Source organism: Enterobacter sp. CCUG 70166 (assembly GCF_020224095.1).
Taxonomy (GTDB): domain Bacteria; phylum Pseudomonadota; class Gammaproteobacteria; order Enterobacterales; family Enterobacteriaceae; genus Enterobacter; species Enterobacter intestinihominis.
In genome coordinates this window covers 1-13,912 of record NZ_NRIQ01000052.1, presented here as the reverse complement: position 1 = coordinate 13,912, position 13,912 = coordinate 1, and the positions used below count along the sequence as shown (strand labels likewise).

Sequence of the window (13,912 nt, the reverse complement as noted above, 5' to 3'; positions counted from 1 at the left end):
GGAACATAAAGTGAACGGAATGACCACCACCGCCGTATGTTCCCCTCACCCTAACCCTCTCCCCGGAGGGGCGAGGGGATTGCTCAGTGCTCGCATTAATTTGTGGGGAACCCTCAGCCCACAGGGAGAGGGAGAATATCAACACCGGGCGATACAGCATCAATCTTCCAGTGAATACGGCAGCGGCTCAATGCTGAGCGTGTTTGCATCGTCCCGCACGCGGAACACGCTGTCGGGCTCCATATCATTATTCATGACAACCTGCACCAGCACGCGGCCATCATCGAGCTGGACGGCGGCTAACACGGTGCCGGTACGGCGCCAGTTTTCGCCCATCTTCATCTCGAGATCTTCACCCGCTTCCGGCACACGGCTGGCGTGACCAGCCAGCGTCCACAGGGCGCGTTTGTTCGCGCCGCGGAATTTCGCACGCGCCACCATTTCCTGTCCGGTGTAGCAGCCCTTCTTAAAGCTGATACCACCCAGCGCCTGGATGTTTGTCGCCTGCGGGATAAACTGCGCGCTGTTTGCCGCGTCAATAACCGGCAGGCCCGCTTCGATGTTCAGCGCCAGCCACTGCTGGCTGTTGTTGAGCTGTGCTTCACCGCGCAGGGCGTCAGTGACGCGTTCCGCCGTTGCTTCGTCGGTTACCAGCAGGAAGCGCTCCGCCGGGTGTTCGAACCACAGAATGGAGGTCGCTCCCTCGCTGACCAGCTGTTTTTCAGCATCCGGCAGCTCGGCAAACAGGTTTTTCAGTGCTGCACGCGCCTGGAAACCCGCTACCCCCAGCAGAACGTGTTCATCGTCCGGGGCGATGGTGACTTTAGAAAAGACCGCGTATTTTTTCAGCTCTTTAAGCTGGGCGTCACGCAGGCTGCGACGCTCAATGAAGGCGAATCCGTCCTGACGGCGGAACAGACGCAGGTTGCTCCACATTTTGCCTTTTGGATCGCAATGCGCGGCCAGCAGATGCTGGTGCTCAGTCAACTGCGCCACGTCCGCCGTGACCTGGCCTTGCAGGTATTTTTCGCTGTCCGCACCGGTCAGTGTCGCCAGTGCCCAGTCATCAAGAGTAATCAGCGTCAGCGGCAGACGCGCAGAGGCGGCGGGCTGGCGAGGAGAAAATGGTGTAAATGCCATAGTGATGTCCTGAATTGCTTAACGCTTTGATAATACCTAATGGTAAAAGAGACTGTATTCAATGCAAGCGCTTTCAGCAGGCCATTCGTGCCATTACGCGGTTATGCGTGGCGCTACGCAAAATAGTGTAATCCGCTGTCTTTATAAGGATTATTCAGGAAGCCTGCTCGAGGTTCGCAATATTCCAGTAAAGAAACGGTCAAAAACACGTTACACTAGCAGGTGTTCCCGAAGAGCAATAATGAATACCGAACGGGATACCGACTGTGCCAAACGTAATGCAGGAAACAGAACATGGATATTAACAACAAGGCCCGTATTCACTGGGCGTGCCGTCGCGGCATGCGTGAACTTGATATCTCCATCATGCCTTTCTTCGAGTATGAGTACGACAGCTTAAGCGATGACGATAAGCGCCTGTTTGTCCGTCTGCTTGAGTCCGACGATCCGGATTTATTCAACTGGCTGATGAATCACGGCAAGCCCGCCGACACCGAGTTGCAACGGATGGTGCAATTAATTCAAACACGGAATCAGGAACGTGGTCCTGTGGCAATCTGATCTTCGCGTCTCGTGGCGCTCACAGTGGATGTCCTTACTGCTCCACGGTCTGGTCGCGGCAATGGTGTTATTGGTGCCGTGGCCGCTAAGCTATACCCCTCTGTGGCTGCTTTTGCTGTCGTTTGTAGTGTTTGACAGCGTGCGCAGCCAGCGTCGAATCAACGCCCGTCAGGGTGAAATTAAGCTGCTGATGGATTCTCGCCTGCGCTGGCAGGGAAAAGAGTGGGAAATGATAGGGACGCCGTGGATGCTCAACACCGGGATGATGCTACGGCTGCGTCGGGTCGAGGACAATCGTCGCCAGCACCTGTGGCTGGCAGCAGACAGTATGGATCCTGCGGAGTGGCGAGATCTGCGCCGGTTGATCGTGCAACAGCCGACGCAGGAGTAAATCAGCTGAACTGCTCGGCCATCTCACCCAGAATCTGCTCGCACCAGCTCTGGAGGCGCTCGTCGCTAAGATCGTACTGGTTGGTTTCATCCAGCGCGAGCCCGACAAACAGCTGGCCGTCGGCAATTATCGGTTTTTGACTGGTGAACTCATAGCCTTCCGTAGGCCAGTAGCCGATAAAGGTCGCGCCCTTTGGCGCCAGTTTGTCGTGCAGCATGCCGAGTGCGTCAAGGAACCACTCCCCGTAGCCCAACTGGTCGCCCATGCCGTACATCGCAATGATTTTGCCTTCAAAATTGACTGAATCAAGCTGATCCCAGATCGCTTCCCAGTCTTCCTGAATCTCACCAAAGTCCCAGGTAGGGATACCCAGAATCAGCACATCGTACTGCTCCATCAAGGCAACCGCGTCATCTTTCAGGTTATGCAACGTCACCAGTTCCGGGCCAATAATGTCGCGAATTTTCTCCGCCGCCATTTCGGTGTAGCAGGTGCTGGAACCATAGAACAGACCAATATTCATCGCGTAACTATCTCAATTCTTGCTATGACTTTGCGCGTAGTGTACCAGAAACCGATGGCAATCAGGCATAATGGCCAGATTGCAGAACCATAGGGGTTGATGTGGAAAAGGATCTCGCACTCATCGAACAGTTTCTCGACGCGCTGTGGCTGGAGAAAAACCTCGCTGAAAATACGCTTAGCGCCTATCGTCGGGATCTCACTCTGCTGGTCGAGTGGCTGGCGCACCGGGGTCTGACGCTTGAAAGCGCACAAAGCGATGACCTGCAAGGGTTACTGGCTGAGCGGATGGAAGGGGGGTACAAAGCCACCAGCTCCGCACGTCTGCTGAGCGCCATGCGCCGCCTGTTCCAGCACCTTTACCGCGAGAAAATCCGCGCGGATGATCCCAGCGCACTGCTGGCATCGCCTAAACTACCTCAGCGGCTGCCAAAAGATCTCAGCGAAGCGCAAGTTGAGAGATTATTACAGTCGCCCGCAGTTGACCTTCCGCTGGAGTTACGCGATAAAGCCATGCTTGAACTATTGTATGCCACGGGCTTGCGCGTTTCTGAACTGGTGGGCCTGACGATGAGCGATATCAGCCTGCGTCAGGGCGTGGTGCGCGTTATCGGTAAAGGGAACAAAGAACGGCTGGTGCCGCTGGGTGAAGAGGCGGTCTACTGGCTGGAGACGTATCTGGAACACGGGCGTCCGTGGCTGCTGAACGGCGTCTCCATAGATGTATTATTCCCGAGCCAGCGCGCGCAGCAGATGACGCGACAAACGTTCTGGCATCGCATTAAACATTACGCCACACTGGCGGGTATTGACAGTGAGAAGCTGTCGCCGCACGTTTTGCGTCACGCCTTCGCGACGCATCTGTTAAACCACGGCGCGGATTTACGCGTGGTGCAGATGTTGCTTGGACACAGCGATCTTTCAACGACGCAAATATACACCCATGTCGCGACGGAACGCCTGCGGCAGCTACACCAACAGCACCACCCTCGCGCGTGAGTGCCGACGAATTGTTACAGGATCATATATGAAAAAGTCTTTAGCGCTGTTCACCCTGCTGGCAGCTTCGGTTTCCGGTTTTGCCCATGCGGATGATGCCGCCATTAAACAGTCTCTGACGAAACTCGGCGTCGCCAGCAGCGAGATCCAGCCAGCGCCGGTGGCTGGCATGAAAACGGTGCTGACCAACAGCGGCGTGCTGTACGTGACCGAAGACGGAAAGCACATCATTCAGGGGCCAATGTACGACGTGAGCGGTGCGCAGCCGGTGAACGTCACCAACCAGCTACTGATGAAAAACCTGAATGCGCTCGAAAAAGAGATGATTGTCTACAAAGCGGCGCAGGAAAAGCACGTCATTACCGTCTTCACCGACATCACCTGCGGCTACTGCCACAAGCTGCATGAAGAGATGAAAGACTACAACGCGCTGGGCATTACCGTGCGTTACCTGGCCTTCCCACGCGCTGGCGTGCAGAGTCAGCCTGAGCAGGATATGAAAGCGATCTGGTGTGCGAAAGACCGCAACAAGGCCTTTGATGACGCGATGAACGGCAAAGGCGTGAAGCCCGCCTCCTGCGATATCGACATCGCTAACCACTACGCGCTTGGCGTACAGTTTGGCGTGAGCGGTACGCCAGCCATTGTGCTGAGCAACGGCTATGTGGTGCCGGGCTACCAGGGTCCAAAAGAGATGAAAGCGTTCCTCGACGAACACCAGAAACAGACGGGTGGTAAATAATTCGCGTGAAAGCCCCGATAAAACTGCGCCGCCGCGATGCGGTTGAAACCGCGGATTTACCAGATACGCTTCCGCTGCTGTTAAAGCGGTTGTACGCCAGCCGTGGCGTGCGTACGGCAAGCGATCTTGAGCGCAGCGTTAAAGGCATGCTGCCCTGGCAAGCGCTGAGTGGCATCGAAAAAGCGACTGAAATGCTCTACGACGCGTTCCGTGACGGGACGCGGATTGTCGTGGTGGGCGATTTCGATGCCGACGGCGCAACCAGTACCGCGCTGAGCGTACTCAGCCTGCGTGCGCTGGGCTGCGATAACGTGGCTTACCTGGTGCCGAACCGGTTTGAAGACGGCTACGGCCTCAGCCCGGAAGTGGTCGATCAGGCCCATGCCCGTGGTGCACAGATGATCATGACCGTGGATAACGGGATCTCTTCTCATGCGGGGGTCGATCATGCCCATGCGCTGGGGATCCCGGTACTGGTCACCGATCACCACCTGCCAGGAGAAACCCTGCCAGACGCCGAAGCCATCATTAACCCGAACCTGCGCGACTGCGATTTCCCGTCGAAATCGCTGGCCGGAGTAGGGGTGGCGTTTTATCTGATGCTGGCGTTACGCACGTTGCTGCGTGATAAGGGCTGGTTCGAATCGCGCGGGATTGCCGTGCCGAATCTTGCGGAGTATCTCGATCTGGTGGCGCTGGGAACCGTGGCGGACGTGGTGCCGCTCGATACCAATAACCGTATTCTCACCTGGCAGGGCTTGAGCCGCATTCGGGCGGGCAAATGCCGTCCGGGGATCAAGGCGCTGCTGGAAATTGCCAACCGCGATCCGCTGAAGCTTGCGGCAAGCGATTTGGGTTTTGCCCTCGGCCCGCGCCTGAATGCGGCGGGGCGGCTGGACGATATGTCGGTTGGCGTTGCGCTGCTCCTGTGCGACAACATCGGCGAAGCGCGCGTGCTGGCCAGTGAGCTGGACGCACTCAACCAGACCCGTAAAGAGATTGAGCAGGGGATGCAGGCCGAAGCGCTGACCCTGTGCGAAAAGCTGGAGCGCAGCGGTGACACCCTGCCGGGCGGGCTGGCGATGTATCACCCCGAATGGCACCAGGGCGTGGTGGGCATTCTGGCATCGCGTATTAAAGAGCGTTTCCACCGCCCGGTGATCGCGTTCGCCCCCGCCGGGGACGGCACGCTGAAAGGCTCCGGTCGTTCCATTCAGGGGCTGCATATGCGCGATGCGCTGGAGCGTCTCGACACGCTTCATCCGAACCTGATGATTAAGTTCGGCGGCCACGCGATGGCGGCAGGCCTGTCGCTGGAAGAGGCGAAGTTCGACGAGTTCCAGCGTCTGTTTGGCGAACTGGTCACCGAGTGGATCGATCCGTCTCTGTTGCAGGGTGAAGTGGTTTCTGACGGCGAGCTTTCTCCGGCTGAAATGACCATGGAGGTGGCGCAGATGCTGCGCGATGCTGGCCCGTGGGGGCAGATGTTCCCGGAGCCGCTTTTCGACGGACGTTTTCGTTTGCTGCAACAGCGCATCGTGGGCGAACGCCATCTCAAAGTGATGGTGGAACCGGTCGGCGGCGGGCCGCTGCTCGACGGCATCGCCTTTAACGTTGATACCTCCATCTGGCCGGACAACGGCGTGCGCGAGGTTGAGCTGGCCTATAAGCTGGATATTAACGAGTTCCGCGGTAACCGCACCCTTCAGATCATCATCGACAATATCTGGCCAATTTAGCGTCAGTAATCTCTATAAAAAAGGGCGTGGATTCGGTACAATCCCGCTCTTATCACCGCATTTTGACAAGCTCATAAAAGAAAACAGACCATGTTTGAAATTAATCCGGTAAAAAACCGCATTCAGGACCTCACGGAGCGCTCTGACGTTCTTAGGGGGTATCTTTGACTACGATGCCAAGAAAGAGCGTCTCGAAGAAGTAAACGCCGAGCTGGAACAGCCGGACGTCTGGAACGAACCTGAACGCGCGCAGGCGCTGGGTAAAGAACGTTCCTCCCTCGAAGCCATCGTAGATACGCTGGATCAAATGGCGCAGGGTCTGGAAGATGTTTCTGGGCTGCTGGAGCTGGCTGTCGAAGCCGACGACGAAGAAACCTTTAACGAAGCCGTGGCAGAGCTCGACGTGCTGGAAGAGAAGCTGGCGCAGCTGGAATTCCGTCGCATGTTCTCCGGCGAATACGATAGCGCTGACTGCTATCTCGATATTCAGGCAGGCTCTGGCGGTACCGAAGCGCAGGACTGGGCCAGCATGCTGATGCGTATGTATCTGCGCTGGGCAGAAGCGCGCGGTTTCAAAACCGAGATTATCGAAGAGTCCGAAGGTGAAGTGGCGGGTATCAAGTCCGTCACCATTAAGATTATTGGCGATTACGCCTACGGCTGGCTGCGTACTGAAACCGGCGTTCACCGCCTGGTGCGTAAGAGCCCGTTCGATTCCGGTGGCCGTCGCCACACCTCCTTCAGCTCCGCGTTTGTCTACCCGGAAGTGGATGAGGATATCGATATCGACATCAACCCGGCGGACCTGCGTATCGACGTTTACCGCGCATCCGGCGCGGGCGGTCAGCACGTTAACCGTACGGAATCTGCGGTGCGTATTACCCACATTCCAACCGGGCTGGTAACACAGTGCCAGAACGACCGTTCCCAGCATAAGAACAAAGACCAGGCCATGAAGCAGATGAAAGCGAAGCTTTATGAGCTGGAGATGCAGAAGAAAAATGCTGAGAAGCAGGCGATGGAAGACAACAAGTCCGACATCGGCTGGGGCAGCCAGATCCGTTCTTACGTCCTTGATGACTCCCGCATCAAAGACCTGCGTACCGGGGTTGAAACCCGTAACACGCAGGCGGTGCTGGACGGCAGCCTGGATCAATTTATCGAAGCAAGTTTGAAAGCAGGGTTATGAGGAACCAACATGTCTGAACAACAATCACAGGGCGCTGACGCGGTAGTCGATCTTAACAACGAACTGAAAACCCGCCGCGAGAAGCTGGCAGCGCTGCGCGAGCAGGGCGTGCCGTTCCCGAACGATTTTCGTCGTGACCACACCTCAGACCAACTGCACGCAGACTTCGACGGTAAAGAGAACGAAGAGCTTGAAGCGCTGAACGTTGAAGTGTCCGTGGCGGGCCGCATGATGACCCGTCGTATCATGGGTAAAGCCTCCTTCGTGACCTTACAGGACGTTGGCGGCCGCATTCAGCTGTATGTCTCTCGTGACGACCTGCCGGAAGGCATCTATAACGAGCAGTTCAAGAAGTGGGACCTGGGCGACATCCTGGGCGCTAAAGGTAAACTGTTCAAAACCAAGACCGGTGAACTGTCTATCCACTGCACCGAGCTGCGTCTGCTGACCAAAGCCCTGCGCCCGCTGCCGGACAAGTTCCACGGTTTGCAGGATCAGGAAGCGCGCTATCGTCAGCGCTACCTGGATCTCATCTCTAATGATGAATCCCGTAAGACCTTCAAAATTCGCTCCCAGATCATGGCCGGTATTCGCCAGTTCATGGTTAACCGCGACTTTATGGAAGTAGAAACCCCGATGATGCAGGTGATCCCAGGCGGTGCCTCTGCCCGTCCGTTCATCACCCATCACAACGCCCTGGACCTGGACATGTACCTGCGTATCGCGCCGGAACTGTACCTGAAGCGTCTGGTGGTCGGTGGTTTCGACCGCGTGTTTGAGATCAACCGTAACTTCCGTAACGAAGGCATCTCCGTACGTCATAACCCAGAGTTCACCATGATGGAACTTTATATGGCGTATGCGGATTACAAAGATCTGATCGAGCTGACCGAATCCCTGTTCCGTACCCTGGCGCAGGATATTCTGGGCACCACGCAGGTCCCTTACGGTGAAGAAGTGTTCGACTTCGGCAAGCCGTTCGAAAAACTGACCATGCGCGAAGCGATCAAGAAATACCGTCCGGAAACCAATATGGCGGATCTGGATAACTTCGACTCTGCGAAAGCGATCGCTGAAAGCATCGGTATTAAGGTTGAGAAGAGCTGGGGTCTGGGCCGTATCGTGACCGAGATCTTCGAAGAAGTGGCCGAAGCGCACCTGATTCAGCCGACCTTCATCACCGAATACCCGGCGGAAGTGTCTCCGCTGGCGCGTCGTAATGACGAGAACCCGGAAATCACTGACCGCTTCGAATTCTTCATCGGTGGCCGCGAAATCGGTAACGGCTTTAGCGAGCTGAACGATGCAGAAGATCAGGCGCAGCGTTTCCAGGATCAGGTTAACGCGAAAGCGGCAGGCGACGACGAAGCGATGTTCTTCGACGAAGACTACGTAACCGCGCTGGAGCACGGCCTGCCGCCGACGGCTGGCCTGGGTATTGGTATCGACCGTATGGTGATGCTGTTCACCAACAGCCACACCATCCGCGACGTGATCCTGTTCCCGGCGATGCGTCCGGTGAAATAAGCCGTTAAGACGTAAAAAAAGCCCCGTGCGTTTATCGCCGGGGCTTTTTTATTGCGCCGCAAAAGCGCTGAGTTTTTCGCGCGCAGTGTTCGCTTCCTGCACCATCCACGGACTAAATGCCCACGGTGTGGCGTCCAGCGCGCGGAAGAGCGCGTCCAGCTCCACCCACTGATACTCCATCACTTCGTCGCTATTGATTGCGAGGGTATTCGTTACGCGGGCGGCATAGACCGGGCAGATTTCGTTTTCAACGATCCCTGAAGGGTCGGCTTCACGGTAGCGGAACTCCGGGGCAACGGGAGTGATGTCTATGATTTCGGCGCCGACTTCAAAGCGGCAGCGGCGGATAATCGCCTGCTCTGTCGCTTCGTCGGCCTGTGGATGTCCGCAAACGGAGTTGGTCCACACGCCGGGCCAGGCTTTTTTACTTAAGGCGCGCCGGGTAATCAGACATTCTCCGTTAGCGTTAAACAGCCATGAAGAGAAGGCCAGGTGAAGCGGGGTGTGTGACGTGTGCGCGGCGTACTTCTCCTGAGTGCCAATCACCTTTCCCTGGTCATTTACCAAAATAACGTGTTCTTGAATACTCATTGATGCTCCAGTGCCATAATGCTTAATGGTTCAGCACCATCAGCGGAATTATTATACTGCATTCTTATGCGAACGGTTTGGCCCACAGAGCGGAAAAGGGCATGACCCGCATCAGTTTGGGCTGCTATCATAGTGCGCCATTCACGCTGACCGAGGAGCTGTTTTGTTTGCAGGAAGCCTGACGAGAAACCCGATCATTGCCGTTTTCTGCCTGACGCTGACGCTACTTGTAGCAGGATGCTCGGGGAGTAAATCTTCGGATATGGGCAGTTATTCCGGTGCCGTCTATACCGTTAAGCGCGGGGACACGCTCTACCGCATCTCACGTGCCACGGGGACCAGCGTGAAGGAGCTGGCGCGCCTGAATAATATCTCTCCACCGTATACCATTGAGATAGGGCAAAAGCTCAAGGTTAACGGCGGTTCCTCCTCAGGGAATAAGTCCTCAACGCGTAAAACAGCCAAAGTGACGCCATCCTATCAGGTGCCTAAATCATCCTGGCCGCCGGTCGGTCAGCGCTGCTGGATCTGGCCTGCAAGCGGAAAAGTGGTTGCGCCGTACTCGCTCACGGAAGGGGGCAATAAAGGTATTGATATCGCTGCCGCACGCGGCACGCCGGTTTACGCTTCAGGGGCCGGAAAGGTGGTCTATGTCGGTAACCAGCTTCGTGGATACGGTAACCTGATCATGATTAAGCATGGTGAGGACTACATTACGGCATATGCGCATAACGACACGATGCTGGTGAATAATGGTCAGAACGTGAAGGCGGGACAGAAGATTGCGACCATGGGCAGTACCGGGACGGATACGGTGAAGCTGCATTTCCAGATCCGCTATAAGGCCACGGCCATCGATCCGCAGCGTTATCTTCCGGCGCAGGGCAGTAAACCGAAGTGCTAAGTGATTATTTAATCGCCACTTAGTGGGGTAAAGGCTTGTATGAAGAGGCGTAAGGTCTATAATGCCTTACGCACCTCAAAGCGGGCGTAGTTCAATGGTAGAACGAGAGCTTCCCAAGCTCTATACGAGGGTTCGATTCCCTTCGCCCGCTCCAGTCTCCTCATAAATCAAGAAGTTATATTTCATCAGTTAGTTACGTTGCTCTGCTTTAGCAGGTACAACTAAAACTACCCACTGTTCTATACCCGTACCTGTCGCGTGATAGGTCTGTGGTACAAGGGAACATATCCTCACGCTGGCGGTGGTTCCAGGTTCTTACCGCGATAGTACAACAACGAACAAAAAGCCGCATACCTGGCATAACTCCCGAACAGATTGAACACACGCATTTAAGCCCGATGTGTGGCCCTATGAGCCACGTAAACAGGTGAATAGTGGTAATGCCCCGGTAGCTACAGATCCGGCTCTGCCAGCGCTTTGCTCACGCTCCGAAAGGTACACGAGCACCCTGATAAGGTGTGATCCCCCTGACAATCTGATTTGGTCACTGGTGACTTTCGCAAAGCGAAACCAACTAGGTTGGCCTGTTGCAGTCGCTATGCTCCGCTTGTTGCTTCTACCACTAACGGGGCTTTATGGCTTCTATTGTCTGAAAGCTGATACATTGCACAAACATCATGTGGATTACTGTAAAGTTCATCACTATGATTATGTGTGCCATTGCCAGTTAAGAAATGCGGAGAGGACAATATGGATGTTACTGATGAGGCTTTGTTGAGTTCTGGCTTTACACCATCGGATTTGAAGAAGATAAAGAACAACGTTGAAAGCTATGGTGGAACGTTGGGGAATGCAATCAGGGACCTGGCTAGGCGATTTATTCTTGCCGTGTGGGTTGTATCCGGTTGCCTTGCTGTATTCATTTTTCTTGTGATGTTCGCATCTGAGCAGAGTGTTTTCTCTGGTGCTATTGGCCTTTCTTGTGGCGCAGCGGTTGCAATTTTTATACAACCGCCTGTACTTGCTTATAAATCTTGGCGATTCTGTAGAGCGAACAAATCTTAATTAGTACTGTTATCAGTAGCCAGAAGATCAAAAATGACTTTCGCTTTGACACCATATCCAGCGATTTTCATCGTTAGCTTAGGCTTGCTCATTGTGTCAACTTTTCGGTAGTAATCACGCGGCAGCCAACGGAATAATCGCCAAGCTCCGGGTTTCCTTGCTAAGCCGAAGATACTATAGACACTCGCCCCTAGAGTCACCGTATTATAAAGAGCTAATCCACTTTTTGGGCTAAACCCCATAAATTGCGCGGTCTCCATTGCGCCATCAGCAAAAATTCCTTCCGATTTGGATTGTTCACCATAGCGAAGATGGCTTGCTTCTTTTGTTATACCGTTAATACCATCAACAAATAAAACTGCTCCTGCAAGAACTCCAACAGGGGTCATAGTGGACATCATAACCATCCCACCAAATAATGCTGCTCCAGATACCACTATATGGATTGCCGAAATCACGTATCCGACGATTTTATTGTTTTCCCTGACAAATTCGACCTTCGCGTAAAGCTGTGCGGCTCTGGTTCTTAACAGGCGTTCTTGTTCTTGTAGATTATCTGTTTCAGCACGCAGATTTTTGATGCATGCAATGCATTCTTCATCGGTTTTGGCCCGTCGTGCAGTTTCAAATTCTTTATCTACAACCTGTTTTATCTCTTCGACAAACTTGATACGTGTAAGACCATCTTGCAAATAGAATGCTGACAGCCGGTTTGCTGTTTCGACTAGTTTCCGGGCCTCCAGATTCACCATGGTATCTGACCATGTTCTGTTCCAGCCCCTGTTAAGCAACGCAATATCCATTAAAGACTCCTTTCCAAAATGTGTCTGGTCATTTTACGTGCAATAAGGTCGAAGACAACAGGAAATACTTTCACAACCCGCCCCCGTAGGTGTCCCGTCTCTTTATACTCCCAGTTTACATCCTCCTGCTTAAAATATCCCCGGCTCTATCATAGATCCGCTGAGTGGATCGATTAGCCGCCTAATAATTTCACTGGATCTGCATGAAATATCCTGGTGTTATCACTGCGTTACACTACTTTGCTTGCGTTGCAATTTGCCTCGCTTTATTACAACAGGCGAAACGCTGTCTTCCTGTGCCTTTGCCGTAACACTGCTGACTTGCTGGCAATGGTTGAGCGGTTAACAGAACGGGGTGTAGTTGTTCAGTTCCACAAAGAGGATTTTAAGACCGGGAAGAACTCTCCAGCAGGTAATATGATGCTGACCGTACTGGCAGCAGTCGCACAGATGGAACGTGAAACGATGCTGGAGCGCCAGCGTGAATGTTACGAAGCAGCAAAAGCCGCAGGCAGGATCACCGGACGGGGCAAAGGTCGCTCTATTGATCGTGAAGCCATTAAAGCAGAACTCGCAGCAGGTAAAACCATTCGTGCAATCGCAGAAAGCCACAACGTCAGCACCAGAACAGTCATGAACATTAAGGCCGAAGCCTGAACAATTCTAAAACATCCCCACTTTGACCTCGCTCCGGCGGGGTTTTTTATTGCCTGAAATCCACACCAGCGCGAGCACCACCACCAATAGCTCCGTATGCTCCACCAGAAGCTCTACAACTCGTCATCCCCCTCACAATTGTAAACTGACAGACCCATATCACAGCGTCCCGCTGATAGGCTCTCACAGGCCCAGAAATGGAGGGTTTTTCGTTGTTTTTGTACGAAAATTATTTATCTGTATAGAAGGGCGGATCGGTGATTGTGTTTAGCTGCGCCACAGATGGTAGTTCTGCCTAGGCCGCGCCATTACTGGCTTTGCTGCATGCACCACACCATAACGCTCATAGGTACAGACTTGTGATTTGTACGTTCAGTGACCACTTCAGCATGATTAACTACGGATTATAGGCTATTTGAGGTGCATTTAATCTATTTTGTTCGCAGGATAGCCAGTGGCAAAGATCATCCACCTAATTTTTACAGAAAACCAGTATAGGATTGCCAATCTTCAGCCAGCGCGGAGAATGGTCGATACTTTCAGATGAAAGCGGGGGGGGATAATCAATACTCGGAGCGGATCAGGTGTCTGGACCGCCTCAGGTGTTGCCGTTGATTGTGCCATTGAAGCATGACGCGGACATATCAAACCATGTCAAAAATTCCGACATAAACCACTGAAGGAAGGTAAGTGGCTTTCCTCTGTCAGAGGGTAGGGAGGTTTTAGCAAAGTTTGTACATGAATCAATACTAAGTGTTAATCAATACAAAGTACTTCTGACTTTCGCAAAGCGAAACCAACCATTGTCGTAATGTCCTTGCATCACCCAAATAATAAGAAAGTGGAGATGGAATCTGCCGAAAAGTTTCGGCTGGATTGCTGTAAAGTTCATCATTATGATTGCTTGCATAATCAGCGATTGGAAAAACACTTTTGGGAGATAAGGGACGAGACGATATGAAAGTGACTGATGAGGCTTTGTTACGTTCAGGGTTTACGCAGCCCGAATTGCAGAAGATAAAAAGCAATATTGAAAAATATGGAGGAACGCCTGGAGAGGCCATGACCTGCCCCCACGATTA

14 protein-coding genes and 1 tRNA gene are annotated in these 13,912 nt (G+C 53.6%); 11 read left to right on the top strand and 4 right to left on the bottom strand.

From position 1 onward, the window contains the following. Positions 1-159: 159 nt before the first annotated feature. A complete protein-coding gene (gene ygfZ / locus CKK19_RS21180; protein WP_063854323.1) occupies positions 160-1,140 on the bottom strand; it encodes a tRNA-modifying protein YgfZ in 981 nt (326 codons plus the stop codon). Positions 1,141-1,434: 294 nt separating this feature from the next. Between ygfZ and sdhE the strand changes: the two genes are divergently transcribed. Next, complete coding sequence (gene sdhE / locus CKK19_RS21175; protein WP_003863437.1) at positions 1,435-1,701, top strand: FAD assembly factor SdhE; 267 nt, start codon at positions 1,435-1,437, stop codon at positions 1,699-1,701. Continuing rightward, positions 1,682-2,092 (top strand): protein YgfX, encoded by a 411-nt coding sequence (locus CKK19_RS21170; RefSeq protein ID WP_022649305.1) that lies wholly within the window; start codon positions 1,682-1,684, stop codon positions 2,090-2,092. Before sdhE ends, CKK19_RS21170 begins: the two co-directional genes overlap by 20 nt. Position 2,093: 1 nt before the next feature. Here the strand turns inward: CKK19_RS21170 and fldB are convergent, their stop codons facing one another. Continuing rightward, positions 2,094-2,615, bottom strand: coding sequence for a flavodoxin FldB (fldB, locus tag CKK19_RS21165; protein WP_015571793.1), 522 nt, complete (start codon positions 2,613-2,615; stop codon positions 2,094-2,096). A 101-nt stretch (positions 2,616-2,716) separates the two neighbouring features. Here fldB and xerD point away from each other — a divergent pair, with 101 nt between their 5' ends. The 5 genes from xerD (at position 2,717) to lysS (ending at position 8,810) form a co-directional block, all read left to right on the top strand. Then, entirely contained in the window at positions 2,717-3,613 is an 897-nt protein-coding gene (xerD, locus tag CKK19_RS21160; protein WP_003863442.1) for a site-specific tyrosine recombinase XerD, read from the top strand. Positions 3,614-3,641: 28 nt separating this feature from the next. Beyond that, positions 3,642-4,355, top strand: a complete 714-nt coding sequence (gene dsbC, locus CKK19_RS21155) for a bifunctional protein-disulfide isomerase/oxidoreductase DsbC (protein WP_022649304.1) — start codon at positions 3,642-3,644, stop codon at positions 4,353-4,355. Positions 4,356-4,360: 5 nt separating this feature from the next. Beyond that, complete coding sequence (gene recJ, locus CKK19_RS21150) at positions 4,361-6,094, top strand: single-stranded-DNA-specific exonuclease RecJ (protein ID WP_045308807.1); 1,734 nt, start codon at positions 4,361-4,363, stop codon at positions 6,092-6,094. Positions 6,095-6,184: 90 nt separating this feature from the next. Continuing rightward, positions 6,185-7,283 (top strand): peptide chain release factor 2 gene (gene prfB / locus CKK19_RS21145; RefSeq protein ID WP_096147815.1). Its coding sequence is split into 2 segments (ribosomal slippage): positions 6,185-6,259 and positions 6,261-7,283, totalling 1,098 coding nucleotides; the frame shifts between segments, so codons are not numbered across the junction. Positions 7,284-7,292: 9 nt separating this feature from the next. Continuing rightward, positions 7,293-8,810, top strand: coding sequence for a lysine--tRNA ligase (gene lysS, locus CKK19_RS21140; RefSeq protein WP_022649302.1), 1,518 nt, complete (start codon positions 7,293-7,295; stop codon positions 8,808-8,810). 48 nt (positions 8,811-8,858) lie between these two features. Here lysS and idi read toward each other — a convergent pair whose 3' ends face one another. Continuing rightward, a complete protein-coding gene (gene idi, locus CKK19_RS21135) occupies positions 8,859-9,401 on the bottom strand; it encodes an isopentenyl-diphosphate Delta-isomerase (RefSeq protein ID WP_032676492.1) in 543 nt (180 codons plus the stop codon). A gap of 163 nt (positions 9,402-9,564) precedes the next feature. Here idi and actS point away from each other — a divergent pair, with 163 nt between their 5' ends. From actS to CKK19_RS21120, 3 genes are all read left to right on the top strand, one after another. Further along, entirely contained in the window at positions 9,565-10,305 is a 741-nt protein-coding gene (gene actS, locus CKK19_RS21130; protein WP_063854322.1) for an amidase activator ActS, read from the top strand. Positions 10,306-10,385: 80 nt separating this feature from the next. Next, positions 10,386-10,459, top strand: a tRNA-Gly gene (locus tag CKK19_RS21125). Between the two features lie 596 nt (positions 10,460-11,055). After that, entirely contained in the window at positions 11,056-11,370 is a 315-nt protein-coding gene (locus tag CKK19_RS21120; protein ID WP_015673660.1) for a hypothetical protein, read from the top strand. Here the strand turns inward: CKK19_RS21120 and CKK19_RS21115 are convergent. Further along, positions 11,367-12,173, bottom strand: coding sequence for a DUF4225 domain-containing protein (locus CKK19_RS21115; protein WP_063854321.1), 807 nt, complete (start codon positions 12,171-12,173; stop codon positions 11,367-11,369). The two genes, CKK19_RS21120 and CKK19_RS21115, sit on opposite strands and share 4 nt — an antisense overlap. Positions 12,174-12,413: 240 nt before the next feature. Between CKK19_RS21115 and CKK19_RS21110 the strand changes: the two genes are divergently transcribed. Further along, a complete protein-coding gene (locus tag CKK19_RS21110) occupies positions 12,414-12,830 on the top strand; it encodes a recombinase family protein (RefSeq protein WP_225455218.1) in 417 nt (138 codons plus the stop codon). The last annotated feature ends 1,082 nt before the right edge of the window (positions 12,831-13,912 follow it).